This window comes from Stenotrophomonas sp. YJH_SMC_36 (assembly GCF_059369935.1).
This window is the reverse complement of record NZ_JCAFTD010000001.1, coordinates 436,276-454,695: the sequence shown is the minus strand read 5'-3', so window position 1 is coordinate 454,695 and position 18,420 is coordinate 436,276. Positions and strand designations below refer to the sequence as shown.

The 18,420-nt window shown below is 67.8% G+C and carries 15 protein-coding genes; 7 read left to right on the top strand and 8 right to left on the bottom strand.

The features are described 5' to 3' along the window. Positions 1 to 81: 81 nt before the first annotated feature. The 4 genes from prpF to prpB all read right to left on the bottom strand — a co-directional run bounded on the left by prpF (position 82) and on the right by prpB (position 6,122). Positions 82 to 1,266: a 2-methylaconitate cis-trans isomerase PrpF gene (gene prpF, locus AC5P76_RS01920; protein ID WP_322522913.1), complete on the bottom strand. Its 1,185-nt coding sequence runs from the start codon at positions 1,264 to 1,266 to the stop codon at positions 82 to 84. 51 nt (positions 1,267 to 1,317) lie between these two features. Continuing rightward, entirely contained in the window at positions 1,318 to 3,936 is a 2,619-nt protein-coding gene (gene acnD, locus AC5P76_RS01915; RefSeq protein ID WP_065182635.1) for a Fe/S-dependent 2-methylisocitrate dehydratase AcnD, read from the bottom strand. A 98-nt stretch (positions 3,937 to 4,034) separates the two neighbouring features. Beyond that, complete coding sequence (prpC, locus tag AC5P76_RS01910) at positions 4,035 to 5,192, bottom strand: bifunctional 2-methylcitrate synthase/citrate synthase (protein ID WP_053518648.1); 1,158 nt, start codon at positions 5,190 to 5,192, stop codon at positions 4,035 to 4,037. Positions 5,193 to 5,228: 36 nt separating this feature from the next. After that, on the bottom strand, positions 5,229 to 6,122 hold the full coding sequence (prpB, locus tag AC5P76_RS01905; RefSeq protein ID WP_495222604.1) for a methylisocitrate lyase: 894 nt from the start codon (positions 6,120 to 6,122) through the stop codon (positions 5,229 to 5,231). Between the two features lie 155 nt (positions 6,123 to 6,277). Between prpB and prpR the strand changes: the two genes are divergently transcribed. Beyond that, the gene (gene prpR, locus AC5P76_RS01900) at positions 6,278 to 7,861 is read left to right on the top strand and encodes a propionate catabolism operon regulatory protein PrpR (RefSeq protein ID WP_193396775.1); all 1,584 of its coding nucleotides are present in this window, start codon (positions 6,278 to 6,280) and stop codon (positions 7,859 to 7,861) included. Positions 7,862 to 7,908: 47 nt separating this feature from the next. Here prpR and aacA read toward each other — a convergent pair whose 3' ends face one another. Then, complete coding sequence (aacA, locus tag AC5P76_RS01895) at positions 7,909 to 8,376, bottom strand: aminoglycoside 6'-N-acetyltransferase (RefSeq protein ID WP_193396759.1); 468 nt, start codon at positions 8,374 to 8,376, stop codon at positions 7,909 to 7,911. After that, positions 8,373 to 8,972: a pyridoxamine 5'-phosphate oxidase gene (gene pdxH, locus AC5P76_RS01890; RefSeq protein WP_053518654.1), complete on the bottom strand. Its 600-nt coding sequence runs from the start codon at positions 8,970 to 8,972 to the stop codon at positions 8,373 to 8,375. The genes aacA and pdxH overlap by 4 nt, the downstream gene beginning before the upstream one ends. A 40-nt stretch (positions 8,973 to 9,012) precedes the next feature. Between pdxH and AC5P76_RS01885 the strand changes: the two genes are divergently transcribed. Beyond that, the gene (locus tag AC5P76_RS01885) at positions 9,013 to 9,840 is read left to right on the top strand and encodes a kinase (protein WP_111186370.1); all 828 of its coding nucleotides are present in this window, start codon (positions 9,013 to 9,015) and stop codon (positions 9,838 to 9,840) included. Between the two features lie 6 nt (positions 9,841 to 9,846). Here AC5P76_RS01885 and AC5P76_RS01880 read toward each other — a convergent pair whose 3' ends face one another. Beyond that, positions 9,847 to 10,050 carry a dodecin family protein gene (locus AC5P76_RS01880; protein ID WP_053518657.1) on the bottom strand — a complete coding sequence of 68 codons (204 nt, stop codon included), beginning with the start codon at positions 10,048 to 10,050 and terminating at the stop codon, positions 9,847 to 9,849. Between the two features lie 97 nt (positions 10,051 to 10,147). On the opposite strand from AC5P76_RS01880, the gene AC5P76_RS01875 reads away from it, so the two are divergent. From AC5P76_RS01875 to mdtD, 5 genes are all read left to right on the top strand, one after another. Beyond that, the gene (locus AC5P76_RS01875; protein WP_065174808.1) at positions 10,148 to 10,690 is read left to right on the top strand and encodes a shikimate kinase; all 543 of its coding nucleotides are present in this window, start codon (positions 10,148 to 10,150) and stop codon (positions 10,688 to 10,690) included. Further along, positions 10,687 to 11,799 carry a 3-dehydroquinate synthase gene (gene aroB, locus AC5P76_RS01870; RefSeq protein WP_197601064.1) on the top strand — a complete coding sequence of 371 codons (1,113 nt, stop codon included), beginning with the start codon at positions 10,687 to 10,689 and terminating at the stop codon, positions 11,797 to 11,799. Before AC5P76_RS01875 ends, aroB begins: the two co-directional genes overlap by 4 nt. 121 nt (positions 11,800 to 11,920) lie before the next feature. Beyond that, positions 11,921 to 12,160 carry a WGR domain-containing protein gene (locus tag AC5P76_RS01865; RefSeq protein WP_053518663.1) on the top strand — a complete coding sequence of 80 codons (240 nt, stop codon included), beginning with the start codon at positions 11,921 to 11,923 and terminating at the stop codon, positions 12,158 to 12,160. 36 nt (positions 12,161 to 12,196) lie between these two features. Beyond that, entirely contained in the window at positions 12,197 to 13,270 is a 1,074-nt protein-coding gene (gene hemE, locus AC5P76_RS01860; protein WP_065182628.1) for a uroporphyrinogen decarboxylase, read from the top strand. Between the two features lie 91 nt (positions 13,271 to 13,361). Beyond that, the gene (mdtD, locus tag AC5P76_RS01855; RefSeq protein ID WP_253118631.1) at positions 13,362 to 14,771 is read left to right on the top strand and encodes a multidrug transporter subunit MdtD; all 1,410 of its coding nucleotides are present in this window, start codon (positions 13,362 to 13,364) and stop codon (positions 14,769 to 14,771) included. Between the two features lie 21 nt (positions 14,772 to 14,792). Here the strand turns inward: mdtD and AC5P76_RS01850 are convergent, their stop codons facing one another. After that, positions 14,793 to 18,323 carry a hybrid sensor histidine kinase/response regulator gene (locus AC5P76_RS01850; RefSeq protein WP_193396754.1) on the bottom strand — a complete coding sequence of 1,177 codons (3,531 nt, stop codon included), beginning with the start codon at positions 18,321 to 18,323 and terminating at the stop codon, positions 14,793 to 14,795. Positions 18,324 to 18,420 lie beyond the last annotated feature (97 nt).

Here is an 18,420-nt window from a genome sequence, read left to right as displayed (position 1 = left end):
GCCGGACCACGCCCGGCGGTTCATGGGCGGGCCCTGCCGCGCTCGCCGGGCAGGGCCCGGCGCTACCGCCATGGTCCCGCGTTACAAGGTGTCGGCCGGTACCCGCACGCTGCCTTCCATCAATACACGGGCGCTGCGGCTCATGATGGCCTTGGTCACTGTCCACTGGCCGTCAACGAGACCGGCCTGGGCGCCCACGCGCAGCGTGCCGGACGGATGCCCGAAGGTCACCGCCTCGCGCTGGCCACCGCCGGCGGCACGGTTGACCAGCGTGCCCGGAATCGCAGCAGCGGTACCGATCGCCACAGCGGCAGTGCCCATCATCGCGTGGTGCAGCTTGCCCATCGACAGCGCACGCGCATGCAGATCGATGGCCGATGCCGGGATTGCCTTGCCGCTGGACGATACATAATCCTGTGCCGATGCCACGAACGCCACTTTCGGCGTGTGCTGGCGGGTCGCCGCCTCTTCCAGCGTCGAGATCAGGCCCATGCGCAGCGCACCGTGCGCACGGATGCTCTCGAACTTCTGCAGGGCGGCCTTGTCGTCGTTGATCGCCGGCTGCAGCTCGGTACCGCTGTAGCCCAGATCGGCCGCATTGAGGAAGATGGTCGGGATGCCGGCGGTGATCATCGTCACCTCGAAACTGCCCACGCCCGGCACATCCAGGGTATCGACCAGGTTGCCGGTCGGGAACATCGCGCCCGCGTCGCCATCATCGGAGGGATCTATGAACTCAAGCTGGATCTCGGCAGCCGGGAAGGTCACGCCATCCAGCTCGAAATCACCGATCTCCTGCACCTCGCCATTGCGCATCGGCACGTGGGCGATGATGGTCTTGCCGATGTTGGCTTGCCAGATGCGCACGGTGCACAGGCCGTCGCGCGGCACCCGGGCCGGATCGATCAGGCCGTTGGCGATGGCGAACGGACCCACCGCAGTGCTGAGGTTGCCACAGTTGCCGCTCCAGTCGACGAACGCGGTGTCGATCGAAACCTGGCCGTACAGATAGTCCACATCGTGATCGGGCACGGACGCACTGGAGATGATCACACACTTGCTGGTGCTGGACGTGGCCCCGCCCATGCCATCGGTGTGCTTGCCATAGGGATCGGGCGACCCGATCACGCGCATCAGCAGCGCATCACGTGCCGGGCCCGGCACCTGTGCGGCTGCGGGCAGGTCCTGCAGGCGGAAGAACACGCCCTTGCTGGTGCCACCGCGCATGTAGGTGGCGGCAATGCGGAGTTGCGGAAGAAAGCTCATGGAACGGTTCCTTGCAATGAAAGACGGCCCGTTGCCGGGCCGTCGGTTGTCTCATGCCACCCGGGCACCTTCGAGGAAATCCTGGGCGAAGCGCTGCAGTACACCGCCCGCTTCGTAGATCGCTACTTCCTCGTCGCTGTCCAGGCGACAGGTGACCGGCACGATGATGTCCTGCCCATCGCGGCGGTGGATGACCAGGGTCAGGTCGGCGCGCGGCGTGCGCTCGCCCACCACGTCGAAGGTCTCGGTACCGTCGATGCCCAGGGTCAGCCGGGTGGTGCCCGGCTTGAACTCCAGCGGCAGCACGCCCATGCCGATCAGGTTGGTGCGGTGGATGCGCTCGAAGCCTTCCGCCGCGATCGCTTCCACGCCGGCCAGGCGCACGCCCTTTGCTGCCCAGTCACGCGAGCTGCCCTGGCCGTAGTCGGCACCGGCGATGATGATCAGCGGCTGCTTGCGCTCCATGTAGGTCTCGATCGCCTCCCACATGCGCATCACCTTGCCCTCCGGCTCCACCCGCGCCAGCGAGCCCTGCTTCACGCTGCCGTCGTCGTTGCGCACCATCTCGTTGAACAGTTTCGGGTTGGCGAAGGTGGCGCGCTGCGCGGTCAGGTGGTCGCCGCGGTGGGTTGCGTAGGAATTGAAGTCCTCTTCCGGCAGGCCCATCTTCGCCAGGTATTCGCCGGCGGCACTGGAGGCCAGGATCGCGTTGGACGGCGACAGGTGGTCGGTGGTGATGTTGTCCGGCAGCACCGCCAGCGCGCGCATGCCCGCCAGCGTGCGTTCACCGGCCAGCGCCCCCTCCCAGTACGGCGGGCGGCGGATGTAGGTGCTCTGCGGGCGCCAGTCGTACAGCGGACTGACCGCCGCACCCTGCTCCACGCGCACGTTGAACATCGGGTTGTAGACGCTGCGGAACTGCTCGGGCTTCACCGCCGCCTTCACCACTGCATCGATCTCGGCATCGCTCGGCCAGATATCCTTCAGGCGCACCTCGTTGCCGTCGGCGTCCACGCCAAGCACGTCCTTCTCGATGTCGAAGCGCATGGTGCCGGCAATGGCATAGGCGATCACCAGTGGCGGCGATGCCAGGAAGGCCTGCTTTGCGTAAGGATGGATGCGGCCATCGAAGTTGCGGTTACCCGACAGCACGGCCGTGGCATACAGGTCGCGGTCGATGATTTCCTGCTGGATCGCCGGATCCAGCGCACCGCTCATGCCGTTGCACGTGGTGCAGGCGAACGCGACGATGCCGAAGCCGAGCTTTTCCAGCTCCGGCAGCAGGCCGGCCTCTTCCAGATACAGCTGCACCGCCTTTGAACCCGGGGCCAGCGACGACTTGACCCACGGCTTGCGCAGCAGGCCGCGCTCGTTGGCCTTGCGCGCCAGCAGGCCGGCGGCGATCACGTTGCGCGGGTTGGAGGTGTTGGTGCAGCTGGTAATGGCGGCGATGATCACCGCGCCATCAGGCATCAGGCCCCGCAGCTGCTCGGCCTTGCCGGCATCGAGCTTGGCTGCGTCGGCGATGCCGCGCTCGGCCAGCTCGGCCACCGGCAGGCGGCGATGCGGATTGCTCGGGCCCGCCATGTTGCGGACCACGCTGGACAGGTCGAAGCGCAGCACGCGCTCGTACTGCGCCGTGGCCAGCGCATCGGCCCACAGACCGGTGCTGCGTGCGTAGTTCTCCACCAGCGCCACCTGCGATTCCTCGCGGCCGGTCAGGCGCAGGTAATCGATGGTCTGCCCGTCGATGTAGAACATCGCCGCGGTCGCGCCGTATTCCGGGCACATGTTGGAGATGGTGGCACGGTCACCGATGGTCAGCGCGGCCGCACCCTCGCCGAAGAATTCAAGCCAGGCGCCCACCACGCGTTCCTTGCGCAGGAACTCGGTCAGGGCCAGCACCACGTCGGTGGCGGTGATCCCTGGCTGTGGCCGACCGGTCAGTTCCACGCCGATGATGTCGGGCAGGCGCATCCACGACGCGCGGCCGAGCATCACGTTCTCGGCCTCCAGGCCGCCGACACCGATGGCGATCACGCCCAGCGCATCGACGTGCGGCGTATGGCTGTCGGTGCCCACGCAGGTATCCGGGAAGGCCACGCCGTCCTGCACGTAGATCACCGGCGACATCTTCTCCAGGTTGATCTGGTGCATGATGCCGTTGCCCGGAGGAATCACATCCACGTTCTGGAACGCCCGCTTGGTCCAGTCGATGAAATGGAAGCGATCCTCGTTGCGGCGATCCTCGATGGCGCGGTTCTTCTCGAATGCCTGCGGATCGAAACCACCGCACTCCACCGCCAGCGAGTGATCAACGATCAACTGTACCGGCACCACCGGGTTGACCTTGGCCGGATCGCCGCCCTTGTCGGCGATCGCATCCCGCAGGCCGGCGAGATCCACCAGCGCGGTCTGGCCGAGAATGTCATGGCACACCACGCGCGCCGGGAACCAGGGAAAATCCAGGTCGCGGCGACGTTCGATCAGCTGCGTCAGCGAGGCGGTGAGCAGCGCCGGATCGCAACGCCGTACCAGGTTCTCGGCCAGCACGCGCGAGACATACGGCAGCGTGGCGTAGGCGCCGGGCTGGATCGCATCGACCGCAGCGCGCGCATCGAAGTAGTCCAGCGGGGTGCCGGGGAGGGTCTTGCGGTAATCGGTATTCATGGGCTGGCGGAATGCTTGGGGCGGGCCGGATGCCGGCGAGCGGCAATGAAGGCATCCGGCCGGCACCTGGCCGACCGGATGGATGGATCACGCGGCGGTCAGGCGCGCTTGTCGATGGCCACGAACTCGCGATCTTCCGGGCCGATGTAGTTCGCGCTCGGACGGATGATCTTGCCGTCGATGCGCTGCTCGACGATGTGCGCGCTCCAGCCGGCGGTGCGGGCGATGACGAACAGCGGGGTGAACATCGCGGTCGGCACGCCCATCATGTGGTAGCTGACGGCGCTGAACCAGTCCAGGTTCGGGAACATTTTCTTGATGTCCCACATCACCGTCTCCAGGCGCTCGGCGATGTCGTACATCTTCATGCTCGACTGCTCTTCGGACAGCTCACGGGCGACGTCCTTGATCACCTTGTTGCGCGGGTCGGACACGGTGTACACCGGGTGGCCGAAGCCGATCACCACTTCCTTGCGCTCGACGCGGGCCTTGATGTCCTCTTCGGCCTCATCCGGGCTGTCGTAGCGCTTCTGCACCTCGAAGGCCACTTCGTTGGCGCCGCCGTGCTTGGGGCCGCGCAGCGCGCCGATGCCACCGCAGATCGCACTGTACATGTCGCTGCCGGTACCGGCGATGACACGGCAGGTGAAGGTGGACGCGTTGAACTCGTGCTCTGCGTACAGGATCAGCGAGGTGTGCATCGCCTTCACCCACGAATCCTGTGGCTTCTCGCCGTGCAGCAGGTGCAGGAAGTGGCCACCGATGGAATCGTCATCGGTTTCCACGTCGATGGCGCGGCCGTTGTGGCTCCAGTGGTACCAGTACAGCAGCATCGAGCCGAGGCAGGCCATCAGCTTGTCGGCGATGTCGCGTGCACCCGGATGGTTGTGGTCATCCTTTTCCGGCGCCACGCAGCCGAGCACCGACACGCCGGTGCGCATCACATCCATCGGGTGTGCCGACGGCGGCAGTTCTTCCAGCGCGGCTTTCACCGCGGCCGGGATGCCACGCAGCGACTTCAGCTTGGCCTTGTACGAAACCAGCTCGGCGCGGGTCGGCAGCTTGCCGTGCACCAGCAGGTACGCGATTTCCTCGAATTCGCTGGTGTTGGCCAGATCCAGGATGTCGTAGCCACGGTAGTGCAGGTCATTGCCGCTGCGACCGACGCTGCACAGCGCGGTGTTGCCGGCGGCAGTGCCGGACAGGGCGACGGATTTCTTCGGCTTGAAGGTCGGGGTTGCGGTCGTATCGTTCATGTTTCCCTCCGAAAACTTGATGGTGCAGGGTACTGCTTATTTCTTGGCGGCGAACAGTGCGTCGAGCTGCTGCTCGAACGCGTGGTAGCCGATGCGGTCGTACAGTTCTTCGCGGGTCTGCATGGCGTCGATCACGCTGCGCTGGTGACCGTCGCGGCGCACCGCCTGGTAGACGTTCTCCGCCGCCTTGTTCGCCGCGCGGAACGCCGACAGCGGGAACAGCTGGATGGCGACCCCGGCCGAGGCCAGCTCGTCGCGGCTGAACAGCGGCGTCGCACCGAATTCGGTGATGTTGGCCAGCACCGGCACCTTCACTGCATCGACGAAGCGGCGGTAGGTGTCCAGATCGTAGGCAGCCTCGGCGAAGATGCCATCAGCGCCCGCTTCGACACAGGCGATGGCGCGCTCGATGGCCTTGTCCACGCCATCCACCTGGATGGCATCGGTGCGTGCGATCAGGAAGAAATCCGGATCGGTCTTTGCATCAGCGGCGGCCTTCACGCGGTCGACCATCTCACCCTGCGAAACGATCTCCTTGCCGGGACGGTGACCACAGCGCTTGGCGCCGACCTGGTCCTCGATGTGGCAGGCGGCCGCGCCGGCCTTGATCAGCGACTTCACGGTGCGCGCGATGTTGAACGCGCTGGGTCCGAAGCCGGTATCGATGTCCACCATCAGCGGCAGGTCGCAGACGTCGGTGATGCGGCGCACGTCCACCAGTACGTCTTCCAGGGTGTTGATGCCCAGGTCCGGCAGGCCCAGCGAGCCTGCGGCAACACCACCGCCGGACAGGTAGATGGCGCGGAAGCCGGCGCGCTTGGCCAGCAGGGCGTGGTTGGCGTTGATCGCACCGATCACCTGCAGCGGCGATTCGGCGGCCAGAGTCTCGCGGAAGCGGGCACCAGCGGAAGAAGGGGCGGAAGCGGTCATGCGGCAATCCATGTTGAGGAACAGGTGGGTAGGCGCAAGCACCATGCCAAGCTGCAAGCGATTGATTTCAAAGGCATGATCGGCTAACAGCGATGAAACATATGAAACATTGAAACAGATGTATCATGAAACACTCCCGTGCCGGTGTCCGCCCCATGTACCTGCCCCGCTCGCCCCTGCGCCATGCCGATGCCGACCCCGGTCGCCCGGTGATCTGGACGGTCAGCGTTTCGCGGCTGACCGGCCTGCTGGGTGACGTCATTCCCGAGTTCGACCGCCGCGCGCGCATCGAGCAGATCAACCTCGGCTTCGAAGAGGCAGTGGAGGTGATCGGCCAACGCCTGCGCCGCGAGCACTGCGACGTGGTGATTGCCGGTGGCTCGAACGCGGCCTGGCTGCGCAGTCGGCTCGACCTGCCGCTGGTGCCGATCCAGGCCAACGGCTTCGACCTGATGGAGGCTCTGGCGCGCGCGCGCCGCATCGCCGCACGCATCGGCCTGGTCACCCATGCCAGCGACGTGCCGGTGTTCAGCGGCTTCCAGCAGAGCTTCGGCCTGGATATCGAGCACCGCCGCTTCGTCACCCGCGAAGATGCGCGCGACTGCATCGCCGATCTGCGTGCCAACGGCATCGAAGTGATCGTCGGCACCGGGATGGCCATCGACCATGCCGAGCAGGCCGGGCTGCCGGGCGTGCTTCTGTATTCGGCCGACTCGGTACGGCAGGCCTTCGAGCATGCGCTGGAACTGACCCAGACCCTGGCACGCTCGGTGGGTCCACGCCCCACCACGCGGCGCAGTGCCGCCCCGCGCGGCGATGCATACGCGCTGCTCGGCGACAGCGAGGCGATGGCGCAGGTGCGCGCACAGATCGCGCTCTATGCACCGCACGACAGCACCGTGCTGGTCACCGGCGAGACCGGTACCGGCAAGGAACTGGTGGCACGGCAACTGCACGCCGCCAGCGGCCGGCGCGGTCGTTTCGTCGCGCTGAACTGCGGCGCGATCAGCGAATCGCTGCTGGAAGCCGAACTGTTCGGCTACAGCGATGGCGCCTTCACGGGCGCACGTCGTGGCGGCCGGGTCGGCCTGGTCGAAGCGGCCGATGGCGGCACACTGTTCCTTGACGAGATCGGCGAGCTGCCCTTGCCGCTGCAGACCCGCCTGCTGCGCGTGCTGGAAGAACGTGAAGTGCTGCGCGTCGGCGCCACCGAACCAACACCCGTGGACCTGCGGGTGGTGGCCGCGACGCTGCAGTCGCTGGAGCATCGCGCAGCTGCCGGCAGCTTCAGGCGCGACCTCTACTACCGGCTGGCGGCACTGCGCATCGCACTGCCCCCGCTGCGTGCCCGGCGCGCTGACATCCCGCTGCTGACCCGGCACTTCTTCCGCCAGCTGCGTGGTATCGACGCCCCCCTGGACCAGGACGCGATGGCAGTGCTGGGTGCCGCCGACTGGCCGGGCAATGTGAGAGAACTGCGCAATCTGGTCGACCGCCTGCGCATCCACTGGCAGCCGGCAGACGGGATGATCGACGCTGGGCGCCTGCTGCAGCTGGCGCCGGAACTGGCGCGCGAAAGCACCCCGTCCCTGCGGCTGGAAAGCAATGGCAGGCGCCCGGCACGGGCCCAGCTGCAGGCGCTGCTGCAGGAACACCGCAATGACCGCGAAGGCATGGCCCAGGTGCTCGGCGTGTCACGCACCACCTTGTGGCGCTGGCTGCGCGCGGAAGGAATGTAGGCAGGCGCATCGCGGACCGCGCGGCGCGCCGCCAGCCAAGGTTGGCACTACCCCCGCGTGGCCGCGTCCAGCGGCATGCGGAAATAGACCACCCGCTCGGTCTCTACAAAGCCACAGGCGCGGTGTGCCGCGTGCGCCTCTACGTCCTCCAGGCGGCTGTCCGAGGCCAGCTCGCTGCAGCCCGCGTCCCGCGTCCACGCCTGCACTTCCGCCAGCAGGGCACGGCCGACAGCGCGGCCCTGCCACTGCGGCGTTACATACCAGCCTTCCAGGAACCCGACCGGCGAGGAACCGGTGCCGTTCACATAGTCGTGGCGCAGGCGCACCTCGGCGAAACCGACCGCCTCACCATCAGCCGCGCACGCCAGGAACACCGCACCTTCCGGATCGGCCAGCGATTGCGCCAGCTCCTCCAGCGGATCATCGGCGTCGGGCCACAGGCCCACGCGCAGCCGCGACCATGCAGCGGCATCGGCCGGTGTGGCCTGGCGGATCGTGGCAGCGCAGCCGCTCACGGATACAACAGGCGCTTGCTCCAGCGCCCCTCGGCGCCGGCTTCATAGCACCACCGCTCGTGCAGGCGGAACTGCGCGCCGTACCAGAACTCGATGCGGTCGGGCACCACGCGCAGGCCACTCCAGCCGTCCGGACGCGGCACGTCCTTGCCCTCGAAACGTGCCTCGACCTCGGCCACGCGCGCATCGAACTCTTCGCGCGTTGCAAGCGTCTTCGACTGCTGCGAGGCCCACGCGCCGATCTGGCTCATGCGCGGACGGCTGGCGAAATAGGCGTCTGCTTCCGCATCGGCCACCTGTTCGACACGGCCTTCGATGCGCACCTGGATGCCGGCCTCGCGCAGGCTGCGCCACAGGAACAGCAGGGCCGCCTGCGGATTGGCCCGCAGCTCCTGGCCCTTGTGGCTGTCCAGGTGGGTATAGAACACGAAGCCACGCTCATCGAAGGCCTTCAGCAGCACGGTGCGCGCCGACGGACGACCGTGCAGGTCGGCACTGGCCACGGTCATCGCGTTGGGCTCGACCTCGCGGCTCTGTTTGGCCTCGTCGAACAGGGCCGCAAACGTGGACAGGGCTTCGGCGTACAGGTCGCTCATGATTGCGTTCTTCTCACACGGATTGATCTATTGTGGCGGCATGGTCGCTGCTGCGTATATGCCCCAGGTGAAAGGATTTCCCGAAACATTGGCCGAGCAGGCACTGGATGATGCGCTGGGCAGCGGCGCGGCGGTTCCAGTATTGGCGATCAGCGGGCTGCAGGGGAGCGGCAAATCGACGCTGGCCGAGCAGGTGGTGGCGCGCGCCCGGAACCGGGGCCTGAACGCCGCGACGCTGTCCATCGATGATGTCTACCTGACCCGCGCGCAACGGCAGCGGCTGGCACGCCAGGTCCATCCGCTGTTGATCACCCGGGGGCCGCCGGGCACCCACGACCTGCCGCTGGTCCACGCGCTGCTCGATGCCGCCGCCGCGCGCGAACCACTGGCGCTGCCGCGCTTCGACAAGCTGGCCGACGAGCGCCTGCCACAGGCGCAGTGGCCACGGCTGGAAAAGCCGCTGGACCTGCTGGTGTTCGAAGGCTGGTTCCTGGGCACACCGGCGCAGGAGGAATCCGAACTGGCTCAGCCGTTGAACGCCCTTGAACGTGATGCCGACAGCGATGGCCGCTGGCGCCACTGGTGCAACCAGGCCCTGGGCCGCGACTACCCGGCATTGTGGCAACGCTGTGACCGCCTGTGGTTCCTGCAGCCGCCGGACTTCTCGGTGGTACCGCGCTGGCGCTGGCAGCAGGAGCAGAGCCTGCAGGCGGCTCAGCCCGGCCGGCATGGCATGAGCCGGCCGCAGCTGGAGCGCTTCGTGCAGTACTTCGAGCGGGTCAGCCGGCAGGCACTGCATGCACTGCCGGCCCTCGCCGACCGGGTGGTGGTGCTGGATGCGCAGCGCCAGGTACAGGCACTGCGCTGACGCCCCTCATTCCACCAGGAAGGTCACCCGCAGATTGACCCGCCACTCGGTGATCTCACCGCTGCCATTGGTGACCACCTTGGTCTCGTTGATCCAGGCCCCCTGGATGCCCTTCACGGTTCCGGAGACCTTCTTCAGGCCGCTGCGCACGGCATCCTCCACGCTCGTGGGCGAAGAGGCGGTGATTTCGATGACCTTGGCAACCGACATGGCCTGTACTCCGTTGAACGCGGGAATCCCCGCAGGAAGTCCACCCTGGCGTGAAGGACGTAAAGGCCGGGGCACGGAGGTGTTAGCATCAGGGTGCATGAATCCTGCTCCGAACCTGATCCTGATCGGCCCGATGGGCGCCGGCAAAACCTGCATCGGCCGCCGCCTCGCCGAGCGCTTCACGCTGGACTTCGTCGATGTCGACCAGTCCATCGTCGACGCCGCCGGAGCCAGCATTCCCACGATCTTCGAGCACTCCGGCGAAACCGGCTTCCGCAGCCTCGAGCGCGACGCGCTGGCCCGCCTCCTGCAGGGCCACGGCCAACTGGTCTCGACCGGCGGCGGAGCGGTACTGGACCCGGACAACCGGGCATTGATCGCCCGCCGTGGCTTCGTGGTCTACCTGCGCGTCAGCGTGACCGCGCAACTGGAACGGCTGGCCCGCGACAAGGCCCGGCCGTTGCTGCAGCGCCCCGACCGCGAGCAGGTGCTGCATGACCTGGCCGCCCATCGCGATCCGCTGTACCGCGAACTGGCCGACCTCACCCTTGATACCGACCCGTACACCGCTGCCGACGCCACCGCCCAGCTGGTCGTCAAGCTCGCCGCGCAATGGCAGCGCCAGGACCTGATCGCATGACTTCCCCCACTCCGCTGCAGGTCGCCGTTGGCGGTGACCGCCCTTACACCATCTCCATCGGCGCCGGCGTCCAGAGCGATGGCCCTGCCCTCGCCCGCCACGTGCGGGGGCGCCACGTCCTGCTGCTCAGCGACAGTGACGTCGCCCCGCTGTACCTGGCGCGGCTGAAGCAGACCCTGCTGGCCGCGCGTTCGGACCTGGTCGTCGGCGAACACGTGCTGGCTGCCGGCGAAGCCTCCAAGACCTTGGCCGAATTCGGCCGCGCCATCGAAGCGCTGGCAGCCCTGGGCGCCACCCGCGATGCCTGTGTGTTCGCGCTCGGTGGGGGTGTCGTCGGCGACCTGGCCGGCTTCGCCGCAGCCTGCTGGATGCGGGGCATCGACTGCGTGCAGCTGCCGACCACGCTGCTGGCGATGGTCGATTCGTCGGTGGGCGGCAAGACTGCCGTAGACATTCCTGCCGGCAAGAATCTGGTCGGCGCCTTCCATCCGCCGCGCGCGGTGGTGGCCGATACCGCGGTGCTGGCCACCCTGCCGCCGCGCGAGCTGCGCGCGGGGCTGGCCGAGGTGGTGAAGTACGGCGCACTGGGCGATGCGGATTTCTTCGACTGGCTGCAGCACCACGCCGACGCGCTGTCCGCTGGCGAGGACGCGGTGCTGGCCGAAGCCATCGCCCGCAGCTGCAGGCACAAGGCCGCCATCGTCGAGCGCGATCCGTTCGAGAAGGGGGAGCGTGCCCTGCTGAACCTCGGCCACACCTTCGGCCATGCCATCGAAACCGAACAGGGCTATTCGGCGCCGGGCCGCGATGCGCTGAACCATGGCGAGGCGGTGGCAGTGGGCATGGTGCTGGCGGCCAGGCTGTCCACCGATCTCGGCCTGGCCGACGATGCCGACCGCGCGCGCCTGCAGGCGCTGCTGGAAAGGCTCGGGCTGCCGGTCGCGATCCCGGCCGGCCTGGATCCGCAGGCCCTGCTCGGCCGCATGCGGTTGGACAAGAAGAACGTGGCCGGTCGACTGCGCCTGGTGCTCTGGCGCGGCATGGGTCGGGCCGAGGTGGTGCCGGACGTGGATGAAGCAGCGGTATTGAAGGTGCTGGGCCAGGGTTGATCGCTTCCGCGTTCGCCGGGCATGGCCCGGCGCTACCCGGGGTTTCCTGAGCGTCCGCCGGGCATGGCCCGGCGCTACCGCGTTGCGGCCGGGGTCACCCTGGCCCCGCTACAATCGGGCCATGCATGTCTACCTGCAACATCCCGAGGCCGGTGCGCAGGCACCGCGGTTCCTGCGCCTGAGCCTGCAGCCGGATCTTTTCGGCGGCTGGGAGCTGCTGCGCGAAAGCGGCCGCGTCGGTGGCCGCTCGCAGCTGCGCCGCGAGCTGTTCCTGCAGGCCGACGAAGCCCGCCACGCCTTCGAGAAGGCGCGCGATGCCGAACTGCATCGTGGCTTCCAGATCCTTTCGCACGGCGACTGACGCCGCTGCCCACCTTCGATCCAAGGAACGTTCAACGTGACCAGCCCTCTCCGCAACGATCGCCTGCTACGCGCTCTGCGCCGCGAACCGGTGGATTGCACGCCCGTCTGGCTGATGCGCCAGGCCGGCCGCTACCTGCCGGAGTACCGCGCGACCCGGGCCAAGGCCGGCAGCTTCCTGGCGATGGCCAAGAACCCGGAGATCGCCTGCGAAGTCACCCTGCAGCCGCTGCGGCGTTTCCCACTGGATGCCGCCATCCTGTTCTCGGACATCCTCACCATCCCCGACGCGATGGGGCTGGAGCTGTACTTCGTCGAAGGCGAAGGCCCCAAGTTCCGCCACCCGGTACGTGACGAAGCCGCCATCGCCAGGCTGGCGGTGCCGGACATGGAGCAGGACCTGGGCTACGTGATGGATGCGGTGCGCCTGATCCGCCGCGAGCTGGATGGCCAGGTGCCGCTGATCGGTTTCTCCGGCAGCCCATGGACACTGGCCTGCTACATGGTGGAAGGCGGCGGCAGCAAGGATTTCTCGCGCATCAAGGCCATGGCGCTGAACCACCCGCAGGCCCTGCACCGCCTGCTGGAGGTCACCACCGACGCGGTCATCGCCTACCTGGGCGCGCAACGCGCCGCGGGCGCACAGGCCCTGCAGGTTTTCGACACCTGGGGCGGCGTGCTGTCGCCGGCGATGTACCGCGAATTCTCGCTGCGCTACCTGCAGCGGATTGCCCAGGGCCTGGACCGTGGCGAAGGCAGCGAGCGTACGCCGCTGATCCTGTTCGGCAAGGGCACCGGCCTGCACCTGGAAGCACTGTCGCAGACCGGTGCGGATGCACTGGGCCTGGACTGGACGCTGGACCTGGACGAAGCGCTGCGCCGCACCGGTGGTCGCGTTGCCCTGCAGGGCAATCTCGACCCCACCACGCTGTACGCTTCGCCCGATGCGATCGCCACCGCTGCCGCGCGCGTGCTCGATACCTACGCCGCCGGCAATGGCGGGTCGCGCGAGGGCCACGTGTTCAACCTGGGCCATGGCATGTCACCGGACATGGACCCGGCCCACGTGCAGGTACTGGTCGACGCGGTGCACGCGCACAGCCAGCGCTGAGCCGTGCGCATGCGGTTGCGGCGCGGTGTTGATCGCGCCGTGACCCGCAGTGCGCGATCATGGCGCCCCCACGTTGCACCGGCCACAACCCATGTCCACATCGCCATCGACCTACAACCGCCAGCGCCCCCTGCTGTGGCTGGTGTCCCTGGCGATCTTCATGCAGATGCTGGACTCGACCATCGTCAACACGGCGCTGCCGGCGATGGCGGCCAGCCTGGGCGAGAGTCCGCTGCAGATGCAGTCGGTGGTGTTCAGCTATGCACTGGCGGTCGCCACGTTCATTCCCGCCTCCGGCTGGATCGCCGACCGCTACGGCACCCGGCGCACCTTCCTGGTGGCGATCATCCTGTTCACCCTCGGCTCGCTGGCCTGCGCGCTGGCCCAGCACCTGCATCAGCTGGTGGGTGCCCGCGTGCTGCAGGGCATCGGCGGTGCGATGCTGCTGCCGGTCGGCCGCCTGGCGGTGATGCGTTCGGTGCCGCGCGAGGACTTCCTGCGTGCGATGAGCTTCATCGCCATCCCCGCCCTGATCGGCCCCTTGATCGGCCCGACGCTGGGCGGCTGGCTGGTCGAGATCGCCTCCTGGCACTGGGTGTTCCTGATCAACCTTCCGATCGGCGTGATCGGCTTCATCGCTGCGATGAAGATGATGCCGGACCATTACGCCAGCCACCGCACCCGCTTCGACCTGCGCGGCTACATCATGCTGGCCTTTGCGATGGTGGTGCTGTCGCTGGCGCTGGACGGCATCTCCGGGCTGGGTACGCCGCACGCGCTGGTGATGCTGATGACCGTGGCGGGGCTGGCCGCACTGGTGGGCTATTGGCTGCACGCGGCCAACTCGACCGCGCCGTTGTTCTCGCTGGCGCTGTTCCGTGTGCCCAGCTATCGCATCGGCATCCTCGGCAACCTGTTCTCACGCATCGGCAGCAGCGCCATGCCGATGCTGATTCCGCTGCTGCTGCAGGTGGGCCTTGGCCTGGGACCGATGAACGCCGGACTGATGATGGTACCGGTGGCCGCGGCCGGCATGGTCTCCAAGCGGCTGGCGGTGAAGCTGGTCGAACGCTACGGCTATCGGCGCGTGCTGATGACCAACACCGTGCTGGTGGGCCTGGCCATGGCCAGCTTCATCCTGATGACGCCGGGCCAGCACCTGGGCTGGCGCCTGCTGCAGCTGGCCTTCTTCGGTGCGGTCAATTCGCTGCAGTTCACCGTGATGAACACCGTGACCCTGCGCGATCTGGATCGGGAGTTCGCCAGTTCGGGCAACAGTCTGCTGTCGATGGTGATGATGCTGGCTGCCGGCTTCGGCGCGGCGGCGGCGGGCAGCCTGCTGGCCGCCTTCGGCACGCACCTGGAGGGCCACGGCGCAACGGCGGCGTTGCACGCCACGTTCCTGTGCGTGGGCGCGATCACACTGACTTCGACGATGATCTTCTGGCAGTTGCCGGACACCAAGCCCGAACCCCGCCAGGTCGAACACGTCGCGGAGTAGCCTGCCGGACTGTGCCCGGCCTCAGCGCCCCAACACCTTGGCGATGGCCTCCACCAGCAGCTCGCCCGTGACCGGCTTGCGCAGGAAACCGCCGATCCCGGCCGCTTCCACCTGCTTCTGCAGGTCCGGGTCCGTGCGCGCGGTCACCGCCAGCAACGGCAGCGTGTACCCCTGGTTGCGCAGATGCTCGGCCAGCTCGAAGCCGCTGAGGCCCGGCAGGTCCAGGTCAAGCAGGGCCACATCGAAATCACTCCCGCTGATCTCGCGCAGCGCCGCCAACGCATGCCCGGCATGCACCACCTCATGGCCGCGCGCACTCAGAAGACCCTGCACGACATCGGCCACCGTCGCGTCATCCTCCACCAGCAGCACGCGCAGGGGGGGCATGTTCGCTACTGCATCCTCGCTCCGCGCGGCGCTGTCCGCATCGGCGTCGGCGTCCACTTCCAGCGGCAGGGGCAGCATCACTCCAAAGCAGGTTCCGCGCCCCAACTGGCTTTCGACCTGGATCCGGCCCTGCATCGCCTGCGCCAGCTCGCGGCAGATCGCCAGCCCCAGGCCACTGCCACCATACTGCGCCGCGGTACGTGCACCGTCAGCCTGCTCGAACCGGCGGAACAGGCGCAGCTGCTGTTCCTGGCTGATGCCCGGCCCGGTGTCACGCACTTCGAACTGGAGTGCACGCATCGCCTCATCGCACCGGGCATGCAGGGTGATGGTGCCACGGCTGGTGAACTTCACCGCGTTGGACAGCAGGTTCAGCAGGATCTGCCGCACCCGGATCGCATCGCCGGTGGCCTGCAGGCCGGGCGGCAAGCGATTGTCCAGGACGAAACGCAGTCCCTTCTGCGCGGCCAGCGGCCCCATCAGCGCGGCCAGGTCCTGCAGCAGGCAATGGAGCGCGAACGGCCGGGACTGCAGTTCCAGGCGTCCGGATTCGATCCGCGCCAGGTCCAGCGCATCGTTGACCAGATGCAGCAGATGCTCACCCGCCTGGCGGATGGACTGGGTGTAGCCGCGCTGCTGAGGATCCAGCGGCGAGGACAACAGCAGCTCGCTCATGCCCATCACACCGGTCATCGGCGTGCGGATCTCATGGCCCAGATTGGCCAGGAAGCGCGTCTTGGCTGCCGAGGCCTGCTCGGCCAGTTCCTGCTTGTGCAACGCCAGCTGGTAGGCGTGGCGACGCTGCAGGCGGCGACGGTACAGCCATGCAAACCAGCTGGTCAGCAGCAACGCGATCGACGTCAGCACCAGCAGGCCCGACAGGCTGCGCCACCACGGCGGCTGCACGCGGAACTCCAGGGTCTGCACCCGCGACCAGACGTGATCGGCCGAGCGCGCCTGCACTTCCAGCCGATAGCTGCCCGGCGGCAGCCGCGAGAACAGGCGTTCACCGGCGGGCCCGACCTCGACCCAGTCCGGGTCATAGCCAGCCAGGCGGTAGCGATACGAATTGGAGGCCGAATCGGCGAAGGACAGCAGGCGCGCCACGATGCGCAGATCGCGGTCGCCGTCGGCGATCAGCAACGGTGCGTCGTGGGTCAGGTCCAGCACCTGCTCGTTGCGGCGCACCTCCACCCGCTCGATCACCAGCGGTGCGCGGCGCACCGAAGGCCGCACCTGTTCCGGATCGAACACCACCACGCCGGCCGGCGTGCCTGCCACCAGCCGTCCCGAAGACGTCGCAATCAAGGTATGCGCGCGGAACTCCTGGCTGGGCAGGCCATCGTGCACGCCATACAGGCGCACGCTCTGGCCGTCCGCGCCGACCCGCACCAGGCCGCGTGCACTGGTGGCCCAGGCCACACCCTGCGCATCGACCACCAGACCGGTGGCGGAAACCGCCGGATATCCCTGTTCGGCACCAATGACCCCCTGCCGCTCCAGACGCCCCTGGCTCCATCGATAGCGCGACAACCGGCCGTCCTCGGACAGCCACACCTGGCCGTCGCTGCCGGTATACGCCGCGTACAGTGCCGTTGCCGGCGCGCCGGGCACCGGCTGGAAGCGCTGCTGCTCAGGCTGCCACTGCAGCAGCCCGCGGCTGCTGGCCAGCCAGAGCTGGTTCTGCGGACCGCATACCAGATCCTGGTTCAGCTGGCCGGTCTGCAGTCCGTTCTGGCCATTGTCCAGTTCGAGCAGCAGCCGACCTTCCAGATCGCGCTGCTGCAGGCCGGCGGGCATCATCAACCACAGGCTGTTGCTGTCGCAGATCATCAGTGCGTCGACATCGCCCTCCATCGCGGCATCGGCAGGCGCGTCGCGTCCCCAGCGGCGCAGCTCGTCGCGTGCCGGGTCATAGCGCAGCAGCGCTCCGGACGAACCGATCCAGACCCGGCCATGGCGGTCCTCGCGAACCGAGGTCAGCCAGTGGATGCCATTGACGCCGCGCCGGAACTGCTCGATCCGGCCGGTACGGGGATTGAAGCGATCCAGCGCGCCGTGGCTGCCGACCGTCCAGACACCTCCGTTGCTGGACGCACTGGTGCCGAGTACGTAGGCGTTGCGCAGTGACGATGCATCGTCCTCCAGACGCGAGAACACCGAGAACTGCCACCACCGTGGCAACAAATGCCAGAGACCGGCATTGGTGCTGGCCAGCCAGATGCCGCCCTCGCGATCCTCGTAGGCGCCGGTCCAGTTCGGCCGCACCTGGCCGCGCGCGATCGCGCTGTACAGCGGCACCGTCTGGTACTGGCCATCGACCGCGCGACCGAGTCCGCTGCGGGTGTCCAGCCAGTAGCCCCCCTGCTCATCGCGCAGCATCATGCCCAGCACCTCGTCGCCGGCCGGCACCGACCAGGGTTGCCGCTCGAAGCGACCATCCGGCCGGCGCACGAATGCGCCGGCCAGCGTGCTGATCCACAGGCTGCCGTCAGGTTCGGCGGTCAAACCGTTGATCAGCTGGCCGGGCACCTGCTCGTCGCCGACCCGCTCGAAATCGCTGCCGGTCCAACGCGCCACGCCATGCTTGGTGCCCACCCACAGGCTGCCGTCGGGCAGCGTGGCCAGATAGGGCACCGCAGCGGCCGGCAGGCTGCGCGGATTGTTCGCCTCGGGCAGGAAGCGCTGCACGCGATCATTGCCATCCACCCGGTACAGCCCGCCTTCGTGGGTACCGAACCAGATCGAGCCATCGGGGGTGGCGGCCAGGCTCCAGATCGTATTGGTGCTCATCAGCGGCTGGCTGCTGCGGTCGAAGAACCGCAGCTGCCGGCGGTCGGCCGACATCCTTACCAGGCCGGCATTCTCGGTGCCGATCCACAAGCGGTTGCGGGTATCGACCAGTACGGTCCAGATGCGGTTGTCGCGCAGGCCATCCTCGGAGCGCCAGACCCGGTAGTTGCGGCCGTCGTATCGTGCCAGCCCGTCATTGGTGGCGATCCACAGGTAGCCGTAGCGGTCCTCCGCCATGCGGTTGACGGTGTTGGACGGCAGGCCATCGAACACCGTCACCTGCCGGGGCGTGGGCGGTACCGGCTGTGCGGCAGCGGGCGCCAGGCAGCACAGCAGAAGCATCAGCAGCATCGCCGACCGCAGATACGCCACTGATCGCCTCCTCACGCGTTCCCAGATGGTGCCCCGTCGTGCGGGCGTCGGCATGGTAAACCGAAAGTCGCGCCGTTCACGCCCGGCGCCGGCGCAA

Coding starts and splice junctions, on each gene's coding strand:
- AC5P76_RS01885 (WP_111186370.1), top strand. CDS start 9,013: ATGGTCGCTGCTGCGTATATGCCCCAGGTGAAAGGATTTCCCGAAACA.
- prpR (WP_193396775.1), top strand. CDS start 6,278: ATGTACCTGCCCCGCTCGCCCCTGCGCCATGCCGATGCCGACCCCGGT.
- AC5P76_RS01880 (WP_053518657.1), bottom strand. CDS start 10,050: ATGTCGGTTGCCAAGGTCATCGAAATCACCGCCTCTTCGCCCACGAGC.
- AC5P76_RS01875 (WP_065174808.1), top strand. CDS start 10,148: ATGAATCCTGCTCCGAACCTGATCCTGATCGGCCCGATGGGCGCCGGC.
- prpF (WP_322522913.1), bottom strand. CDS start 1,266: ATGAGCTTTCTTCCGCAACTCCGCATTGCCGCCACCTACATGCGCGGT.
- prpB (WP_495222604.1), bottom strand. CDS start 6,122: ATGACCGCTTCCGCCCCTTCTTCCGCTGGTGCCCGCTTCCGCGAGACT.
- pdxH (WP_053518654.1), bottom strand. CDS start 8,972: ATGAGCGACCTGTACGCCGAAGCCCTGTCCACGTTTGCGGCCCTGTTC.
- aroB (WP_197601064.1), top strand. CDS start 10,687: ATGACTTCCCCCACTCCGCTGCAGGTCGCCGTTGGCGGTGACCGCCCT.
- prpC (WP_053518648.1), bottom strand. CDS start 5,192: ATGAACGATACGACCGCAACCCCGACCTTCAAGCCGAAGAAATCCGTC.
- mdtD (WP_253118631.1), top strand. CDS start 13,362: ATGTCCACATCGCCATCGACCTACAACCGCCAGCGCCCCCTGCTGTGG.
- acnD (WP_065182635.1), bottom strand. CDS start 3,936: ATGAATACCGATTACCGCAAGACCCTCCCCGGCACCCCGCTGGACTAC.
- AC5P76_RS01865 (WP_053518663.1), top strand. CDS start 11,921: ATGCATGTCTACCTGCAACATCCCGAGGCCGGTGCGCAGGCACCGCGG.